This is a genomic window from Bacteroides cutis (assembly GCF_900241005.1).
Taxonomy (GTDB): Bacteria; Bacteroidota; Bacteroidia; order Bacteroidales; family Bacteroidaceae; genus Bacteroides; species Bacteroides cutis.
This window is the reverse complement of sequence record NZ_OEST01000003.1, coordinates 181,583-202,243: the sequence shown is the minus strand read 5'-3', so window position 1 is coordinate 202,243 and position 20,661 is coordinate 181,583. Positions and strand designations below refer to the sequence as shown.

The following is a 20,661-nucleotide window of genomic DNA, read 5'->3' as shown; positions in this document are numbered from 1 at the left end:
TATTCAAAAAAAACAGCGGAACTGGGCAACTTATTATTGCGCAATTCCGCTGGATATGAATACAAATTAATCTATGATTAATTTTCCGCAGAGTCAGAGCCGTTTGTTGTTGCAGGAGCTGTTGTTGCAGGAGTTTCAGCCTGCGGAGCAGTAGTACCTACCGGCATATTATACGGATTTGTTTTTTCTTCTTGCTGGGCTTGTTCCATAATTACATCACCACTCTTATGAGAAGCACTTGGAACTACATAAGCAGAAGCAATGCTCATCACTACCATAAATGCAGCAAATCCCCATGTAGCTTTTTCTAAAAAGTCAGTAGTCTTGCGCACACCCATGATTTGATTGGATGAAGAGAACCCCGAAGCCAAACCACCGCCTTTGGAATTCTGGATCAACACAATGAAACACATCAACAAGGATGCAATCACCATTAAAATAATTAATAAGAAGTACATTTTGTTATTTTGATTTAGCGTTAATAATCAATTTCTCTAAAAATCTGATTTGGTCTGCAAAGTAAGCATTTTTTTTTGGATAATTCAAGCTTAATTTTTTAATTATTTCAAGGGCTTTATCATATCTGCGCTGTTTAACATAGATTTTAGCCAAAGTCTCCGTAAAACAGCTATCGTCTATACTGTTTTCTTCTGTATCCCCCAATGTAAGTTCATCTCCTACGATTTCTGCCAAAGGCATCTTGCTTTCATTGATGAGATTCTCATCTTTCTCTAATCTATAAGGTACAGGTTTCTCAAAAGCAGGTACTTCCATAGTTTCACTCTTTTGGATAAAACCGTCTATTAACTCATGCCCCCGCAATTTAGGGATATCTGTTTCCAAAATTATTTCTCCTATCCGCCCGTCATCCTGCATCAAGAAAGATGTATAGTCCATCGTATAATCCAGTTCCATGGGTTGTGAATGTTCTTCCGGAACAGTGGCCAAAAAAGCGTCGATCAAGGATAGTGTACGATCTACACTCGGTTCTTCCTCCAAAACTTTGGAAGACAACAAAGAAGATGTCTTGGACTTCAGAGTATACCGGTCACCCTCTATCAAATAGAACAGTACACGACGATCGGCTACATACAGCACCGCCTTGCGTAACTCCGTACCGAAGTTGATATCATGTAACAAATACAGGTTCTTGAGGAACAACAACCTAACTGATTGGAAATAAGGATAACGAGCTACTAAAGTACGTAGTTCGTACAAGGTGTCTCTATTCAACGTTTCAGGATATGATATCCATTGTTGCAGGTGTGCAGAAGTCATTTTCTTCGATTACCAATTAGCTACAGTTGCATTAAATATCTGTTCTGTAATATCCTTAATCATTTTGGTTATTAAGCCGTCCTGCACATCGGTCAATAGCAGTGACGAATCGTATGTCTGGAAGGCAGAAAACTGCTGCTCAAAGTCTTCTTCGTGATTGGTATTATTCACAAAGCGCACATTAACAGTCATGGTAACCTTCACTTTGGAAGAGAATCCATCAGCAGCAACAGCCTCATTATATTGATTGTAACCAGTTATTTCACCATCTATTTCCAAGTCACCGTTGGAGTTTACCAATTGTAAACGAGTTTGTTGGATAAACATATCCTTCAACTTCTGGTTAAATTCAGTAGCCATGGGAACATAAACATACTCCGCACGATTGGGAAATTCCGCAATGGAAATAGTCTTCACCTTACTGTAATCAATAGAACTTATCGGAGCAAGTCCCATAGAAATACGGCAAGAATATACCACAAACACCAGACTCACCAAAGAAACAACCAGTGTTATTTTTTTAATCCAATCCATATTCTTTTATCTTTCTGTATAGTGTGCGCTCAGAGATATTTAAATCCTTTGCGGCACTTTTGCGCTTTCCATGATGTTTTTCAAGGGCTTTACGTATCATTTCTTTTTCCACCTCATCCAGAGAAAGCGATTCTTCTACATATTCCTCCGTATCCTGAATATCATCATCCACTTCGGAAACAGACTTCGCCGACGGATGAATAATAGTCGGCACTACAGCCGGTACCGAAGCTACCACAGGAGGTGTTGGAGTAAGGTACGTAGTAGGAGTAACCGAGGAAGTTCCCACAGAAGAGCCACGTTCCTGCATAATCTCATGTACCAGTTTTTTTAATTCAGTAACGTCATGCCTCATATCAAACAATACCTGATAAAGTATCTCCCGCTCACTTTCAAAACCTTTGTTTTCTTTCATACCTAGTAAAGCGGGAAAACGTTGTACATTATTCTGAACAGGTAAATATCCTTTCAAAATAGAAGCACTTATTTCACGATTAGTTTCAATAATAGAAATCTGCTCCGTGATATTCTTCAACTGACGCACATTTCCAGGCCAAGAGTATGCTAACAACATCTGCTTAGCATCTTCTGCAAGCTGAATGGCAGGCATCCGATACTTCTCGGCAAAGTCGGAAGCAAATTTACGGAATAACAACACAACATCCTCTCCGCGCTCACGCAATGGCGGTACCTGAATAGGAACTGTATTCAGACGATAATATAAATCTTCGCGAAAACGACCGTCAGCAATGGCTTGTGCCAAATTTACATTGGTAGCAGCAACAATACGTACATTTGTTTTCTCCACTTTAGAGGAACCCACCTTGATGAATTCTCCTGATTCAAGAACACGAAGCAAACGTGCCTGAGTGGGCAGAGGTAACTCCCCTACCTCATCTAGAAAAATAGTACCACCATTAGCTTCACCGAAATAACCCTTACGTTCACCGATGGCACCGGTAAATGCCCCTTTTTCGTGCCCGAAAAGTTCTGAGTCAATCGTCCCTTCAGGAATGGCACCACAATTGACAGCTATATACTGCCCATGCTTTCTTCGGCTGAATTGATGGATAATCTGCGGAAAGCTTTCTTTACCCACACCACTCTCCCCAGTAATCAATACCGACAAGTCAGTAGGAGCTACCTGAATGGCAATATCAATAGCACGCATCAATGTCTCGTTATTACCAATGATACCAAATCGTAATTTTACTTGTTGTATTTCCGCTTTCGTCATACTACAAATCTTCTTCTACACTATCGAGTTTCAGTTTATCACTGTCATCACGTTTCTCATAATACTGTTTTCGCAGTGGATTGGCATGTGCCACTTTTTCACGCTGACGGTTACGGAACACATCAATAGCCACATAAACAGCCTGACGAAAAGAATCTTCAGATGCTAACCCCTTTCCGGCAATATCGTATGCCGTACCATGAGCTGGCGAAGTACGTACTACCGGTAGTCCAGCAGTATAGTTTACCCCTTCATCCATAGCTAAAGCTTTAAATGGAGCCAATCCCTGGTCATGATACATTGCCAACACACCATCAAAATGGGCAAAATTACCAGCACCCATAAACCCATCGGCAGGATAAGGGCCATAACAAAGTATACCTTTAGCCGCCATTTCCTGAATAGCTGGAATAATTATTTCTTGTTCTTCCGTTCCGAGCAACCCTTCATCACCTGCATGCGGATTTAAAGAAAGTACCGCAATACGCGGCGTACCGATACCAAAATCTTGCTTCAAAGAATGATTAAAAATAGCCAACTTCTCCTGTATCAATTCCTTGGTAATGGTAGATGCAATCTCTCTTACAGGAATATGTCCCGTTACCAATGCTACACGGAAATCATCTTTCATCAATATCATCAAAGCCTTCTCTCCATTCCCCAGTTTCCCTTCAATATATTCCGTATGACCGGGAAATGAAAATTCATTCGACTGAATAGTATGCTTGTTGATGGGAGCTGTCACAATCACATCTACCAATCCTTCTTTATACTCCTCTATTGCCTTCTCAAGAGCGTCAAGTGCAGCTTTACCAGCCTCAAAGTCAGGCTTAGAGAACTCAACTTTCACTTCATCATCTGTACAATTTACCACATTCAGGCGATTGTTGGCTGCTTCCGATGCCGAGTTGACGATACTAAAGTTCGTAGGTAAATCAAGAGATTTACGATGATAAGCGGCAACCTTAGGCGAACCATAAATAATAGGTGTACACAACTCTAACATAGTAGGATCTGAGAATACTTTCAAAATAACTTCATATCCCACTCCATTAATATCTCCTTGCGTAATGCCTACCCTTATTTTATTATCTTCCATTCTTATTTTATAATTTTAGTAGTATCTTGTTTCGTTACTCCCAATGGTATTTCAGCTCCCCCATGTTTACTGTTAGGTAATTTCAAAGTATACAATGAAGCTTCCATCTGACGTACCAAGTTACGTTTTAATTTATCAGGTGAATACACAAATATTTCAGATACGATAATACGCTGGTTGGACTTATCCAAACGAGCGTGTGAAACATATGGACCGCCCATATAATCCCCCTTTACACGCCACAATCCACGAGCTTCAAGCGCATAATCACCCTGTACGGAAATAGGACGTACATCGGTCATCAAAGAATCTGTTTCCATATACATACCCTCTCTTGCCCCAGGGATATTCACTTTCATAACGGAGTCACGCTTCTGAACAAAATATTCTTTGGTAAATGTATCCTTATCTGTATAGGGATAAGAGTAGATTACAAAATTCTGATCGCCAGTAGCAGCATTAGTACCTGCCCAGAAAAAGTTTTCACCTTGTTTAGTAGAAGTCAGTTCACCGGGTACCCATACGTCACAGTCGAACATACTCTTTACCTTTGTAGAAATATAGTCACTATGCTTATCTTTCAAAACAGAAATTTGACGATTCATCTCGGCATGAGTAAAGAAATCAATAATAACCTGCTTATTTTCCTCTACAAACTTCTCGAATGAAGCTTCGTCCGGTGCCTGAATAGTCAAGATTAACTGAGGCGCAGCATATACATCCTTTGCATATTTGAACTTAGGTTGCGTATAGAGATCTTTATTCACTTCTACAATAATAATGTTACGAATCAACTTCAACGTTGAGTCATAATTTGCAGGAGAAGTATACATGATACGGAATGAACGTTCAGATTGAGGTAATCCCGGCACATCCGTATCAAGCACATCATAAAGGGCACGACCGGCAGGACGTTCCCATAATCCAGGATCAACCACTACCAGAATTTCATACGCACGACCACTGGAAGTCGGAGTAAACACCCCCTTTTTACCGTTACCACACGCTGAAAACAACGTCATAACGAAAACCATACTTAAATAAAACAGGCGTTTCTTCATATCTCTATGTTTTTTAGTTTCTTACAAAGCTACGAAAAAATCGTATATACAAACCGCTAAAGTTAATAATTTATATTAATTCTTCTTTATTCTCCTCTTGCCTAGCTGTAGACAACATACCGCATGCAGCAAATATATCTTCTCCGCGAGATGCGCGAATTGTGGTGAAAAGTCCGCGGGAAGTCAAATAATCACGGAAAGTTATCATCGTTTCCATATTAGCGCCTTCCAAATCTACTCCTGGAATAGCATGAAAACGTATCAAATTTACTCTGCAATCTACACCACGCAACAACTTCAACAACTCCTTAGCATAAAGCAACGAATCGTTCACTCCTTTAAAAACAATATATTCGAAAGATAGTCTGCGTTGTTTGCTAAAATCATAGTTTCTTAACAAATCTACTATTTCAATAATAGAAAAAGCTTTTTCTGCAGGCATCAATTCACGACGTTGCAATACTATTGGAGAATGAAGACTGATTGCCAAATGGCAGTCTGTTTCTTCAATAAAACGTTGTAACCCTTTACGAAGACCGACAGAAGAGAGTGTGATACGTTTCGGACTCCAACCATAGCCATAGGATGAAGTCATAATTTCCAATGCTTTCAACACTTCATCCAAATTATCCAATGGTTCTCCCATTCCCATCATCACAACATTTGTTAGATTATCTCGCTCCGGCAAAGAACTTATCTGATTTATGATTTGGTTGGCAGTCAGATTAGTTATAAAACCTTGCTTACCTGTCATACAGAATTTACAGTTCATTTTGCATCCCACTTGCGAAGAAACACATAATGTAGCACGATCATCATCGGGAATATAAACAGTTTCTACAAAGTGACTACTTCCCACTCGATAAAGGTATTTCACTGTACCATCTACCGACCGCATTTCATCCACCGGAGCTGCAATACCTACCTCATACTGTTCTTTTAACAGTTCCCGATGTTTTAACGACAAATTTGTCATATCATCAACGGAAGCCACTTTCTTATCGTACAGCCACTCTGCAATCTGTTTAGCAGCAAACCTAGGCATTCCCAGTTTTTTTACTACTGCTTGCAATTCGATAAGGGTTAGTCCTAAGAGGGATTGTTTCTGCATATAATCTATCTTTTAGTTTTCAACACATACGATCTGTCATTCTGAAGAATCTATTCCCTTAATGTACGCATTAGAAGATTTTTTCAGCTATACTTAAAATGACAGACAAAATAACAGAATATAAAAGTCCTGTATCTTCTATGGTGAATTAAATGCAAAGGTAGAAATAAAGTTGCATAAAGGCAAAGCGATGCAGTATTTTGATAATAAAAAAGCCGTCCGACGTATTCGGACGGCTTTTTACTATGCTATTTTATTCAACTCACTTTTTAAAAGAACAGATAACGATTATCTTTCACATCTGCATTCAGATACAAGTCGTTAATAAACTGACTTGCCATACGTACATGCATACTTTCCAAAGTACTTTCTTCTGTCTCCTGATTAAATGTCTCATTCAACTTCTCTTTTGCATATGGTTGAAGAACGAATACACCACCATTACCCTTGATAGGAGCGCTCAGTTTATTTAATTCTGCAATAGACGCATAAGCACCTACTAAAGGCTCACTACTACGCAATACCGGGACATATGCCGGAGCTGCGAAAGTAACGTGTTTTACAGAATCACTAACTGCATTAGCCATATTTTTATATTGATCAAATGAAACAGCACCTACAGCCTTCATATCAGCCATAATTATTTCAGCTTTCTTATCACGAAGAATCTCATTTCTCAACTGGTCTTTTACTAAAGCCAACGGACGATAACCTTCTGGAACAATATTTGCAACACCTACTACCATCATATGATCACTTTCGCCACATTCGTACAGACCTGAAATTTCACCTATTTTAGCAGAGAACGCCCATTTCAAAGCATCTTTTGTACCCTTCACACCACCAATGCCATGTTCTGAACTATAAAGATCAGTTCTATCCAATAATTTATAACCTGCATCTTCCGCATTAGCACTCATCTTATCCAATGTATTATTGACAGCAATAAACTGGCTAAAATCATTATACGCCTTATTATAAGTCTCCTTACTAAATTCAACCGGACGTTTGATAACAGCCACTTTATATTTATCCTTAACAGCTTTCTTGTTAGTAACCTGCAAGATAACATTTGCTTGCCCTAAAGCTAGATTAACCAACTCATTCTGAGCCAAACTTGTAATAGTCTTCACATATTTCAAATTGTCACCATCAATCTGCGCACCCTCATAATTAGCAGAAGAAATCCAGGCAGGTTCGCCGGTTTGACCGTATTTTTTAGCAACTTCTGCAAAGCTTGCACCATCCTTGATAGCACCAAAAATAGAATCTGCCAAAGCTTTAGTTTTGTCAGCATTATCAGCTACAACCTGAATTTGACGATATTCGATAGAGTCTGCCAAAGCAGCAAAAGCCAACTTTTTGAAAGAGTTGATAGTATTGTCGGATACATTGTAGTAGGGACCAAACACACCGCCTACCGTCACAGAATCCAAACGTGCAACCACATCAGCAGGCAAAGATTTTGTTGTATAGAACAAATCAACATACGGAGTAACAGATCCAGTTGAACGAATAAAAGTAGTATAATCTTCATTATTACTACTCATCTGAGTTGTATATTCCTCTACTTCTTCCTGAATAGCAGCCTTATCCTCAGGGCTTGCTGTTACTTGTACATCAATAAATTTAATATTACGAGTTTCCACATATTGTCTGAATTGTTCTTTTTTCTTATCGTATGCCTCTTTCAAGTCCGCTTCCTTAATAACAATTGTAGAATCTACAATAGAAGAATAAGGAATAGCAGCCAACAATAAATCGGATTGATCTACCCTTGCATCGAATGCATCTTGTGCTTCAACCGGATTTGAGAACAATGACTTAATAACCAATGCTTGATATTTTTCCTGCAAACGGGCCTGCACAAGTGATTTTTCGATGAAAGACCAGAACTTATACATAGAGTTATAATATTCTGCATATTGAGCAGGCATCTGAGCCTGATTCATCTTAGAATAATCCACCAAAAACTTCTTTAACATATCCTTATCAAAAGCTCCAGTCTGCGGGTTACGGAACGGAGTCTGCTGCAACATCGGATGTATACCTGCATCAATAATAGCTTGAATTTCTGCCTTAGAAACAGTTAGGCCCAACTTTTCAGCCTCGTTCTCAATCAATTTATTGTTAACGTATGATCTCCATACTTCATCTTTGATTTGGTTAGTCTGTTCATCACTCAATGCGTTCAAACCGCTGGAGAATTTTACGACTTCCGTATATTCTTCTACCAACGCCTGGAAATCCTGAGCGGAAATTGTTTCCCCGTTCACTTCACCTACATCTTGTGATTGATGTGGCTGAAGTACTTTCCACGCGTCTCCCGCGATGAAGGCAAACAGCGCCAAACCAATAACAATCACCAATAAAGGCCCTTTAGACCGAATGTTTTGTAATGTTGCCATTTTAGTTAATATGATTTATTTGTTTATTATTATTTTCCATTCATGTTCATTTTAGCGCACGAAGATACAAAAAATGCTAATACGCATCTATTTATTCTCTAAAAATTTATACCTAAACGAGATTATTCAACGACTTTCAACCGCACCAACTCTATTTTTGTTGCTGTTACTTTGATTATTTTGAACTGATATTGGTCTACCACAACTACCTCATGCAATTTTGGAAAACTCTGATAACGATTCAAAATTAATCCACTTACTGTCAGATATTCATCTGACTCCGGTAATTCCAATCCAAAAGTCTCGTTCACTTTTTCTATTTCCAGACGTGCTGAAAGTACATATTCGTGTTCACCAATCTGTTTACAAACATACGACGTGTTATCATGTTCATCTTCAATATCTCCAAAAATTTCTTCCACCAAATCTTCCAAAGAGACGATACCAGATGTCCCCCCAAATTCATCAACTACAACTGCAATTGTCTTTTTCTGCTGCATAAAAAGTTTCATCAACTTATGTGCCGCCATCGTTTCGGGTACAATAGGAACTTCCTTGACATTATTCCGCCAATCTACCGGATTGCGAAACATTTCAGAGGAATGAATATAACCTATTACATTATCTATGTTTCCATCATAAACAATAATCTTAGAAATACCCGACTCCACAAACAAGCTTTTCAAGTCTTCCAGCGAAACCGTAACATCCACTGCCACCACTTCTGTACGAGGCACAATACAATCGCGTATCTTAACATTGGAGAAATCGAGAGCATTCTGAAAGATTTTCACCTCCGCATCCAATTCTTCCTCATTAGCGGCATTCTCAATACCCGTTTGAACAAAATAGTCCAAATCAACTTTACCAAAAGCCTTAGCAGACGCTTCCTTGTTTATCTTCATACCCAGCAGCCGCAGGAAAAGATAAGAAATACCCGAAGCAAACTTCGATATGGGAAACAGAATGACATAACAAATAAATAAAGGTATAGCACAAACCCTCAACATTAAATTGGGATTGATTTTAAACAAAGTCTTGGGCAGAAACTCTCCTGTTACCAAAATAATAAACGTAGAAATAATAGTCTGCACCAGTACAAGCACAAAATGATTTGAGATAACTCCTGCCAAAAGATTAACTTCAATTATCTGTGCCATCAAAATACCATAAATGACCAATGCAATATTATTTCCCACCAACATAGTAGAAATAAAATTGTTCGGATTGCGAAAAAAACAAACCAGAATATTTGAAATAACCCCCGGTTTCCGTTCCATCTCAAAACGTAGTTTATCAACAGAAACAAAAGCAATCTCCATTCCAGAAAAGAAAGCGGAAAAAGCCATCGTCATCAACAAGTAAATAATCGTATCCATTCTGCTATTTGATGCTATCGTTCTGCAAAGTATCCATTGGAGCTGTATTTTCCTCATCTACATAAAAGATACCCTCCGTCTTAAAAAAGCGATATTTATTCAACTGCTCATCCGATTCAAAACCTATGGCATAAATAACCTGATCAGGTTGTTCAATACGTACCCTTTTATCAGAATATACCTTATGTTTATTCTGATCCCAATATAGTAGTTCCGTATCGAATTTCTCACCTTTCAAATTCTGGATGTGAACATTTCCCATCAACTTCCATAGCCGTTCCTTATCATAATGATAAGCAGTGTCAGCTTTTATACTGGCTTCCACTTGAAACAAAGAATCAAATTTCTCTAGGTATATTCCTTTTTCAAATGCCCAATAAGAAGGTGATTTACGATCAAAAATCAACCATTCTTCCGTATTAACCCTGTAACGGGTAACTCCCGAGTCTGAAACCAATGTCGTCACCCCCCGAGTATCCATTACAGGTAATGAATCACGTTCAGTAATCGCAGCACCCAAGTCTTTTTTTCCTCCCGAACAGGAAGAAAATAAAAGAAACATAACCATTGCCGTAAGGACAATGGTTATGCTCATATTTTTAAGATTGACAACGTTATCGAGTTGTAACAACATATTCTCTATCGAATGGTTGTAGACTCACCTATCCAACCGCCAATAGTGATACGATCACCGGCTTTATAACCTAACATAAAGAGGTCTTTAGCTTGCGGAGTATGACGTGCATACGTTGATATTAATTCGTTTACTTTATCCGTCACACTCGGATCAACGGCTTTAGCACGTTGCAACTTGTCAATAACCACAAAATACGTACACTTATTTAATGCAGGTTCGTCACTCCAATTAGGATTAGCTCCATACATTTGCGCCAGCAAAATATAGGGTTCACCATAACTTTCATTAAAGTTAATAGCTTTTTGAGCATATGTCCTTGCCTGAGACAACTTCTTGGCCTGCCATAAAGCTGCAGCAGTAGCATATGCCATTTCTGCTTTCTTTTTGCTGTCAGTTTCCATATTCAGAGCCTCATCAAAAAACTTCACAGCATTATCAAAATCATTTTTCTTATAGTACATATATGCTACACCAACAGCTGCGTCAGCAGTCGGATTCACAGCATACAAATATTCAGAAGCCTTGAAGTAAACTTCACTATCATTACACTTTTGCATCTTTAAAATAGCAATGGTTTTCTTCAAAAAAGCAGAATCAGTTTTATTAGCTTCTACTTTCGGCCCATAAATATTCTGTAATGATTCGCAATCGGCAACACCACTATTAATAAACATTGCTACCAAATTATCCTTAATTGCCTGCAAATTAGCTTTTGTAGCAGGTTTAGTTTCTGCTGCAATAGCCTCATCAGCATATTGAGAAGCATTAATATAATCCTGGAAGAACTGATCGGTGAAATTATTATCAGCTTTTACTTTTTGCATAGAAACATCCAAAAAGTAGTGAAGTACAGCACCTTTAGAACCAGCCTTCTCAGCTTCTATTGATTCTTTTAACCATTGATAAGCTTGATCCAAATCTGGTTGCGGGGCATATTGAATATAGTCTACCGCTTTTGCGCCCAAAGCATCTGCAACACTCGGTACGCCTTTCATACCTTTCTGAATAAATTCAGGAATGTATTTCATTCTCAAATCATATACATTCATCAATTCATCAAAGTATTTCTTGTAATCAGCAGAATTTCTATCTTTAATCTGATTCAGAAAACCTACTAAAATCTTTTGAGCATCAGTAAAAGTATAATATCTCAATGTTGGACAATCTTTCAGCACAGCCATACAAGGAGCATATGCATCTTTAAAATTACCGGCTTTCACCGCCTCATGAGAAATACTACTGTTTGCATTACAATCATTTTGTGCGAAAGCGCTGTTTACTCCACCCGAAAGGAGTAAAATAGCTACAAGCGTTTTAATTTTCATTGTATCTAAATTTTAGTTGTTATATTGTCTATTCACCATTAATCAACTCTACGTTTAAAGAACCAACGTTCATTAAAAGTCACTCCAATGCAGATACGCAATGTATTTTCATTCACAAAAGTCGCGTTCGTCCCTTCTGTTCTTACGTATTGTGCCGAAAGACTCAACACAGAACGTGTACGCGGAATAGGTAGTCCAAAACCGGCAGTAAGACCATATTCGTTAGCTGCACGTTCTCCTTTTATTTTATAATAAGGTTGAGAATAATAAGCTCCCAAACGATATTTCACATGAGCAAAATAACTTCTCCCCAACGGATTTGGAAGAAATTCCGCACCTACGGATATTTTCGTACGATTACAGAAAGCATCATCTTCATTCATATAAGTCACCGATCCCCAATTCTGATACATAAAATCAGCACCTACCGTCAATCGATTGTCGTACGTATACGTAAGACCAACTCCAAGTGTCATGGGTGTTCCACAAATCACAGTTGTATCTCTTACTGTTATAGTAGACCCCGTATTGGAGTTACCCAATTGGTCTTGAAAATATGTATTATTACTCAAGTCATGTCCCGGTGTAAAAACTGCTCCCACCGTTATTTCATTTTTTTTGCCAAACTGATGTGTATACTGTGCACCAAGATCTAGTTTATAACTCTTTATTGCCACATTAGATACTGTTGTCAGTGGCATAATTGATGAATTAGACGGAAATTGTTCCGCCAAAGTTCGTGTTACATCTCCCCAAAGATACGAAATATTCGCACCTACGGAAAGATTTTTAAATATTTTAAAACCTGCCCCTAAATAAAGTTGATGCAAACCACCTTCGCCAGAATATGTCACTGTATTCGAACTAGTCTCCACTTTTGAATTCTCACGATATTCCCCCAAACTATAACCCACATTCGAATATGGTAATAACCCTAAACTCATAGCAGCCCATTTACCCAAACGGAATTGCATAGTAATATAGTCGAAACTGGAATTTTTGGCGTTTTTCTTCACTTTCCCATCGCTAAAATTAGTATTTTGCAATGAGATACCTCCGTCGAAAATAAATGTAAGTGAATCAATCGCCGTATAGGAAGCCGGATTCACGAAATTAGTCTGAAATTTATCTCGCAACCCGTATGCAATACCACCCATGGCCTTGCTATTACCTGAACCTTGGTCTGCTAACTGTCCATATCCATATCGTGTATAAGGAGAGTTTGTATTATTTTGAGCGAAGATCGCTCCGGACACTATTATTAGCAAGAACACCAAGAGTGTTTGTCTATATCCTATCATTATTATAGTTTAAAATTCTATTTAATCCTTTCAACACTAAAAATCTGTCTGCAAAGATGATACTTTTTAAGTTTGTATCAAAAGAAAAATCATCACCGCCCGTTAAAAAAACCAAAACTTCAGCATATTTATGCTTCATAGCCATAATGTAACCTGAAATTTCATGTTCAATACCTTTCAATACCCCTTCGCGAATAGCCGTATCAGTATTCTTACCTATTGATACCCGTTCCCCCTCAGCTGATACCAGCGGAAGCCTTCCTGTAAACTGATGCAAGGCCCTGAAACGCATCTGCATGCCCGGAGAGATATTTCCTCCATGATAACGACCAGTAGCATCAATAAACTCGTATGTAATACAAGTACCGGCGTCAATCACCAGAATATTTTTATCGGGAAATTGTTCATTCGCTCCCACAACAGCAGCTATACGGTCATAGCCCAGCGTCAGTGGAGTTTCATAAAGGTTTTCTATCGGAAGCGACGTTTTTTCATCTAACCAAAGTACTGGAACAGACAATAATTCCAATTGTATCAAAGCTTGTTTGCCAAGATCTATGACGGTAGCCACAATCGCTCTTTCAAATATATATTTACAACAAAAAGCGGATAACTTTTCTAACGTTTTATTAGAATCATATATCACTTCCTGCAATGTATTTCCATTGAACGCCGCAATCTTAGCCACCGTATTTCCTATATCAATAATGAGATTCACTGTCTTATTTTTATCTTTGAGGGGACAAAGGTAGTGTTTTATTATAATAAAGGAGCTATTTTCTATCTAACTTTCTACAAAGACTCTGCAATGACTATATTTAAAACCTTCACATTTACAAAAAATAAAAAATCATATTTCAAAATTCATTATAAGACAAAACAATTTCTATAATTGTATATTAGTATCATCAGATTTAATCAGATTACCCATTCGACAGACTCAAGTGTCTCAAAATAACAATAACAGAAAACTTTTAAGATGAATAAATTCTTGCTATTCCAGAGATTTTCCATAAGTTTGCAGCCATGAAACAGCATTTAATTTTTATCATATACCTGTTCGCCTTCCTAACCTGTTCTTCTGTAAGTGTTACTCAGACAGGTATTCAAGAGATAGATACGCCCGATTCTACCCGTATCAGTTTGCTGACATGTGCTCCAGGGGGGGAAATTTATTTTCTTTTCGGACATACCGCTATTCGATATGAAAATTACACGCGGGACATTGACGTTATCTTCAATTATGGAATATTTAACTTCGACGCTCCTCATTTCATTCTCCGCTTTGCTTTAGGAAATACGGATTACCAGCTTGGAGTGACCGACTATAATCACTTTACCCGTGAATATAACTCACAGGGACGTGACGTATGGCAGCAGGTACTGAACCTCACTCCTCGGGAAAAAGAGAAGTTGATCTCTTTGCTGGAAGAGAACTACCGTCCAGAAAACCGTGTTTATCGCTACAACTTCTTTTACGATAATTGTGCGACCCGTCCACGCGATCAGATAGAAAAAGCCATTGATGGTGTTTTACAATATGCTGACAATATGACCGATAATGATACAGGAGTCACTTTTCGAGATTTACTACATAAATATAGCGAAGGGCATTTATGGTCGCGTTTCGGAATGGACATGTGCATGGGTAGCCAGGCCGACAAACCAATCAATCGTAAGTTGATGATGTTTGTACCATTCTATTTGCAAGAATATTTCAATACAGCCCGGATTATAGACAAAAAAGGACAGATACGCCCACTAGTCTCTTCTGAAGAAAAAATTGTGGTAACGGGGAAAAATGCTATTGATTTCCAATCGGGAGGTATCACGCCAATGCAATCGGCACTATTGTTATTCATCATAGTTACAGTTGCTACTATTTATGGTCTTCGTCAGCAGAGAACTTTATGGGGTATTGACCTCATACTCTTTTTTTCTGCTGGAATAGCAGGATGTATTCTTGCATTCCTCACTTTCCTTTCACAACATCCGGCAGTCAGCCCCAATTATCTGCTATTCGTCTTTCATCCATTGCATTTATTTTGTTTACCATGGATAATAAATAAAATAAGAAAAAGACAAAGAAGTTGGTATATGCAAGCCAACCTTATAGTTTTAACACTTTTTATACTGCTTTGGGCAATAATACCACAAAAATTTCCAATAGCAATATTACCTTTGGCACTTTGTTTGCTGATACGTTCAGGAAACAACTTAATTCTCACCTCTCGTTCCTCTAAAAAAAATGAAAAATAGTTTTATTTGGATATTTCGATGAAAAAAGGACTGATAACCTCTATACTCGCATTAACATTCAGCGGTTTGCAAGCCCAACCGTTACCTGTTGTTCCTAAATTGGTGGTAACTCTAACCATCGACCAGTTACGCACCGATTATATGGAGGCGTTCTCGTCCCTTTACGGAGAAAAAGGGTTTAAGAGATTAATACGTGAAGGTAAAGTGTTCCGTCAGGTAAAATTTCCTTTCTCCGGAATCGATCGTGCTTCAGCAATTGCTACTATTTATACTGGTACCACACCATCAATGAATGGAATCATAGCTAAACATTGGCTCGATTCCAAAACTTTACGTCCCAAGAATTGTGTAGATGATCCTGAATTTATGGGTAACTACACCGATGAGAACTCCTCTCCTTCACAGTTATTGACCTCTACTGTAACCGATGAGCTGAAAATAGCGACAAGAAACGCAGCTCTGGTATATTCCGTAGCTCCTTTTCGTGATGCTGCCATTCTTTCTGCCGGACATGCCGGAAATGGTGCTTTTTGGCTAAACAACAAAACGGGAAAATGGTGTGGATCTACCTATTACGGTGAATTTCCGTGGTGGGGTAGCCAGTACAATGATCAACAGTCCCTCGACTTTCGTATCAAAGAAATAGAATGGAATCCCATCTATCCTATCACAAATTATACGTTCCTACCAGAATGGCGAACTTCTCCCTTTAAGTATAAATTTGAAATTGAAAAAGAAAACAAATTCAGACGGTTAATAACCAGCCCACTTGTGAATGATGAAATCAATCGTTTTGCCGAGGAAATTTTAGACAAAAGCACTATCGGTAAAGATGATATTACTGACTTGTTGGCGCTGACCTATTACGCAGGAAACTATAATCATCGTAGCATACAAGAATGTGCTATGGAAATGCAAGATACATATGCCCGTCTAGATCGTAGTATTGCCAACTTGTTGGATATGCTGGAACGCAAAGTGGGTTTGCAGAATATACTTTTATGTATCACTTCTACCGGATATGCTGATCCAGAAGGTGCTGATGTAGGGATATATCGTGTTCCTGGTGGAGAATTCTACCTAAACCGGTGTGCTACTCTATTGAATATGTACCTGATGGCAACTTACGGTGAAGGACAATATGTAGAAGGATTTTACGACCGACAAATATATCTCAATCATAAGTTAATAGAGAATAAGCAATTAAACCTTGCCAAACTGCAAGAGAAGTCTGCCGAATTTTTAGTTCAGTTCAGCGGTGTAAATAAAGTATATTCTGCTTATCGGTTGTTATTGGGATCTTGGTCGCCAGAAATAGAACATATACGCAATGGCTTCCACCGCAAGCGTTCTGGTGATTTACTCATCGAAGTACTCCCTGGTTGGACCATCATGCAGGAAAACAGTACTGACAATCGCGTAGTACGTGCTGCAGATATACCAGTACCGCTTATCCTCATGGGCAGAGGTATCAAATCTGAAACTACCCATCTCCCAGTCAGTGCAGATCACATCGCACCGACCTTGACAAATTTCATGCGTATTCGGGCGCCAAACGCCTGTATAGCAACTGCGCTCAATTATTAGAATCGTGATTATCCGTATAATCCATGCTGAATATTCAGAGCGCAATCCTCTAAAATAATCAGTGCAAATCTGTATAATCTGTATAGAAATCAGTAACTTTGTACACTCATAAGATTGAATAATATTAAAAACAATTATATAAAATGGGATTTAATGAAATTTTAAGCTCGATTTTCGGCAATAAATCCACTCGCGATATGAAAGAAATCAAACCGTGGGTAGACAAAATTAAAGCCGCTTATCCTGAAGTTGCCAAACTTGACAATGACGCCCTACGCGCCAAAACAGAAGAACTGAAAGCCTATATCCGTGATGCCGCTACTGAACAGCGTACCAAAGTAGAAGAGCTGAAGTCCAGTGTTGAAAGTATTGAATTGGAAGATCGTGAAGAAGTATTTGCTCAGATAGATAAAATAGAGAAAGAAATTCTCGATATTTATGAAAAAGCTCTTGACGATGTGTTACCTGTAGCTTTCTCCATTGTGAAGGAAACAGCTAAACGTTTCGCAGAGAATGAGGAAATCATAGTAACTGCCACTGAATTTGACCGTCAACTCGCTACGACCAAAGATTTTGTACGTATCGATGGTGATAAGGCCATCTACCAGAATCATTGGATGGCCGGCGGTAATGATACAGTATGGAATATGGTACATTATGATGTACAGTTATTTGGTGGTGTAGTATTACACAAAGGTAAAATTGCTGAAATGGCAACAGGTGAAGGTAAAACTTTGGTAGCTACCTTACCGGTATTTCTCAATGCACTGACCGGAAACGGTGTACATGTAGTAACTGTGAATGATTATTTGGCTAAACGTGACTCCGAATGGATGGGACCGTTGTATATGTTTCACGGTTTGAGTGTAGACTGTATTGACAAGCATCAACCCAACTCTGATGCACGTCGCCAAGCCTATTTGGCAGATATTACATTCGGTACGAACAATGAATTTGGTTTCGACTATTTGCGCGATAATATGGCTATCAGTCCCAAAGACCTTGTACAACGCCAGCATAATTATGCAATCGTCGATGAGGTCGACTCTGTATTAATTGATGATGCCCGTACTCCGTTAATTATTTCCGGTCCAGTACCTAAAGGCGACGATCAACTCTTTGAACAACTCCGTCCACTGGTAGAAAGACTAGTGGAAGCTCAAAAGAAACTGGCTACGCAATATCTTGCAGATGCCAAGCGTCTCATCGCTTCAGATAATAAGAAAGATATAGAAGAAGGGTTCCTTGCTCTGTATCGTAGCCACAAGTGTTTGCCGAAGAATAAGGCATTGATTAAGTTCCTGAGTGAACAAGGTATCAAAGCAGGTATGCTTAAGACTGAGGAAATCTACATGGAACAGAATAATAAACGCATGCATGAAGTTACCGATCCGCTGTACTTCGTCATTGATGAAAAGTTGAACAGTGTAGATCTGACAGATAAGGGTGTGGACTTGATTAGTGGTAATTCCGAAGATCCAACTTTCTTCGTATTACCGGACATCACTGCTCAACTTTCCGAACTGGAAAATGAGAAAGAGCTGACAGATGAACAACGTCTGGAAAAGAAAGACGAACTAATGACAAACTTTGCCATCAAATCAGAACGTGTACACACTATCAATCAGTTATTGAAGGCTTATACCATGTTTGAGAAAGATGACGAATATGTAGTAATCGATGGTCAGGTGAAGATTGTAGATGAACAGACTGGACGTATCATGGAAGGCCGTCGTTATTCCGATGGTTTGCATCAGGCTATTGAGGCCAAGGAAGGTGTTAAAGTGGAAGCTGCGACACAAACGTTCGCAACAATCACACTACAGAACTATTTCCGCATGTATCATAAGTTGTCCGGTATGACTGGTACTGCCGAGACGGAAGCAGGTGAGCTCTGGGACATCTATAAGCTCGATGTAGTCGTTATCCCGACAAATCGTCCCATTGCCCGCAATGATATGAACGACCGTGTTTACAAAACAAAACGCGAAAAATATAAAGCTGTTATTGAGGAAATTGAAAAGATGGTAGCAGCCGGACGCCCAGTATTGGTAGGTACTACCTCCGTTGAAATCTCTGAAATGCTGAGTAAGATGTTGACTATGCGTAAGATTGAGCACAATGTATTAAATGCGAAGTTACATCAAAAAGAAGCGGATATCGTAGCAAAAGCCGGTTTAAGTTGTGCGGTAACCATCGCTACCAACATGGCAGGTCGTGGTACCGATATCAAGTTAAGTCCAGAAGTAAAGGCTGCGGGTGGTCTTGCCATCATCGGTACAGAACGTCACGAGTCACGTCGTGTAGACCGTCAGTTGCGTGGTCGTGCCGGACGACAGGGTGACCCGGGATCATCTGTATTCTTCGTTTCTCTGGAAGATGATCTGATGCGTCTATTCTCTTCCGACCGTATTGCCAGTGTAATGGATAGGCTCGGTTTCAAGGAAGGCGAAATGATTGAACATAGTATGATCTCCAAATCTATCGAACGTGCACAGAAGAAAGTGGAAGAAAACAATTTTGGTATCCGTAAACGTTTGTTGGAATATGACGACGTTATGAACAAGCAACGTACCGTAGTTTATACCAAGCGCCGCCATGCCTTGATGGGCGAACGTATCGGTATGGATATCGTAAATATGATTTGGGATCGTTGTGCCAATGCTATCGAAACTCCGACATACGAGGATTGCAAAATGGATCTGTTGCAAACACTGGCAATGGAAACTCCGTTTACAGAAGAAGAATTCCGTAACGAGAAAAAAGAAAAACTGGCTGATAGAGCATTCGATTCTGCTATGGAACTTTTCAAACGTAAAACTGAGCGTATGGCACAGATTGCCTATCCAGTTATCAAACAAGTTTACGAAAACCAAGGGCATATGTACGAAAATATTCTTATCCCTATCACAGACGGTAAGCGTATGTACAATATTTCCTGTAACCTAAAGGCTGCTTACGACAGTGAATGTAAGGAAGTGGTAAAATCATTTGAAAAATCCATTCTGTTACATGTTATCGATGAGGCTTGGAAAGAAAATCTGCGTGAACTGGATGAGCTGAAACATTCCGTACAAAATGCCAGCTATGAACAGAAAGACCCATTGTTGATCTATAAGTTGGAGTCTGTAAATCTGTTTGATGTCATGGTTGATAAGATTAACAACCAAACAGTTTCTATCCTGATGCGTGGACAAATACCAGTACAGGAGCCTCAAGAAATCCGTCAGGCAACACCGGAACAACGTCAAGACTTAAGTAAGTATCGCGAACAGAAACAAGACTTGAGTGATCCGAACCAACAGGCAGCTGCACAACAAGACACACGTGAACAAGTGAAACGCGAACCTATCCGTGCGGAAAAAACAGTAGGACGTAATGACCCTTGTCCTTGCGGAAGTGGTAAGAAATATAAGAACTGCCACGGAAAGAATGCATAAACAGC

16 protein-coding genes are annotated in these 20,661 nt (G+C 39.1%); 3 read left to right on the top strand and 13 right to left on the bottom strand.

Features of this window, described 5'->3' with window-relative positions; translation table 11 throughout:
- Positions 1-77: 77 nt before the first annotated feature.
- From secG to C1A09_RS08055, 13 genes are all read right to left on the bottom strand, one after another.
- Positions 78-458, bottom strand: a complete 381-nt coding sequence (gene secG, locus C1A09_RS08115) for a preprotein translocase subunit SecG (RefSeq protein WP_101543076.1) — start codon at positions 456-458, stop codon at positions 78-80.
- A 4-nt stretch (positions 459-462) separates the two neighbouring features.
- Complete coding sequence (locus C1A09_RS08110; protein ID WP_101543075.1) at positions 463-1,278, bottom strand: DUF8458 domain-containing protein; 816 nt, start codon at positions 1,276-1,278, stop codon at positions 463-465.
- Between the two features lie 9 nt (positions 1,279-1,287).
- Positions 1,288-1,812: an LptE family protein gene (locus C1A09_RS08105; RefSeq protein WP_101543074.1), complete on the bottom strand. Its 525-nt coding sequence runs from the start codon at positions 1,810-1,812 to the stop codon at positions 1,288-1,290.
- A complete protein-coding gene (locus tag C1A09_RS08100; RefSeq protein ID WP_101543073.1) occupies positions 1,799-3,049 on the bottom strand; it encodes a sigma-54 interaction domain-containing protein in 1,251 nt (416 codons plus the stop codon). The genes C1A09_RS08105 and C1A09_RS08100 overlap by 14 nt, the downstream gene beginning before the upstream one ends.
- A gap of 1 nt (position 3,050) precedes the next feature.
- Positions 3,051-4,148 (bottom strand): 4-hydroxythreonine-4-phosphate dehydrogenase PdxA, encoded by a 1,098-nt coding sequence (pdxA, locus tag C1A09_RS08095; protein WP_101543072.1) that lies wholly within the window; start codon positions 4,146-4,148, stop codon positions 3,051-3,053.
- A 2-nt stretch (positions 4,149-4,150) separates the two neighbouring features.
- Complete coding sequence (locus C1A09_RS08090) at positions 4,151-5,209, bottom strand: DUF4837 family protein (protein WP_101543071.1); 1,059 nt, start codon at positions 5,207-5,209, stop codon at positions 4,151-4,153.
- Positions 5,210-5,279: 70 nt separating this feature from the next.
- Positions 5,280-6,320 (bottom strand): dual-specificity RNA methyltransferase RlmN, encoded by a 1,041-nt coding sequence (gene rlmN, locus C1A09_RS08085; RefSeq protein WP_101543070.1) that lies wholly within the window; start codon positions 6,318-6,320, stop codon positions 5,280-5,282.
- Between the two features lie 269 nt (positions 6,321-6,589).
- Entirely contained in the window at positions 6,590-8,728 is a 2,139-nt protein-coding gene (locus C1A09_RS08080) for a peptidylprolyl isomerase (protein ID WP_101543069.1), read from the bottom strand.
- Between the two features lie 122 nt (positions 8,729-8,850).
- On the bottom strand, positions 8,851-10,107 hold the full coding sequence (locus tag C1A09_RS08075) for a hemolysin family protein (RefSeq protein ID WP_101543068.1): 1,257 nt from the start codon (positions 10,105-10,107) through the stop codon (positions 8,851-8,853).
- 4 nt (positions 10,108-10,111) lie between these two features.
- Positions 10,112-10,741 carry an LPS export ABC transporter periplasmic protein LptC gene (lptC, locus tag C1A09_RS08070; protein ID WP_101543067.1) on the bottom strand — a complete coding sequence of 210 codons (630 nt, stop codon included), beginning with the start codon at positions 10,739-10,741 and terminating at the stop codon, positions 10,112-10,114.
- 5 nt (positions 10,742-10,746) lie between these two features.
- Positions 10,747-12,069, bottom strand: coding sequence for a tetratricopeptide repeat protein (locus tag C1A09_RS08065; protein WP_101543066.1), 1,323 nt, complete (start codon positions 12,067-12,069; stop codon positions 10,747-10,749).
- A gap of 38 nt (positions 12,070-12,107) precedes the next feature.
- Positions 12,108-13,370: a BamG family beta-barrel-assembly machinery protein gene (gene bamG, locus C1A09_RS08060; protein WP_101543065.1), complete on the bottom strand. Its 1,263-nt coding sequence runs from the start codon at positions 13,368-13,370 to the stop codon at positions 12,108-12,110.
- Positions 13,357-14,088, bottom strand: a complete 732-nt coding sequence (locus tag C1A09_RS08055; RefSeq protein WP_101543064.1) for a type III pantothenate kinase — start codon at positions 14,086-14,088, stop codon at positions 13,357-13,359. The genes bamG and C1A09_RS08055 overlap by 14 nt, the downstream gene beginning before the upstream one ends.
- A 308-nt stretch (positions 14,089-14,396) precedes the next feature.
- Here C1A09_RS08055 and lnb point away from each other — a divergent pair, with 308 nt between their 5' ends.
- From lnb to secA, 3 genes are all read left to right on the top strand, one after another.
- The gene (gene lnb / locus C1A09_RS08050; protein ID WP_101543063.1) at positions 14,397-15,629 is read left to right on the top strand and encodes a lipoprotein N-acyltransferase Lnb; all 1,233 of its coding nucleotides are present in this window, start codon (positions 14,397-14,399) and stop codon (positions 15,627-15,629) included.
- Positions 15,630-15,647: 18 nt separating this feature from the next.
- The gene (locus C1A09_RS08045) at positions 15,648-17,216 is read left to right on the top strand and encodes an alkaline phosphatase family protein (RefSeq protein WP_101543062.1); all 1,569 of its coding nucleotides are present in this window, start codon (positions 15,648-15,650) and stop codon (positions 17,214-17,216) included.
- A gap of 143 nt (positions 17,217-17,359) precedes the next feature.
- Positions 17,360-20,656 (top strand): preprotein translocase subunit SecA, encoded by a 3,297-nt coding sequence (secA, locus tag C1A09_RS08040; protein WP_101543061.1) that lies wholly within the window; start codon positions 17,360-17,362, stop codon positions 20,654-20,656.
- Positions 20,657-20,661 lie beyond the last annotated feature (5 nt).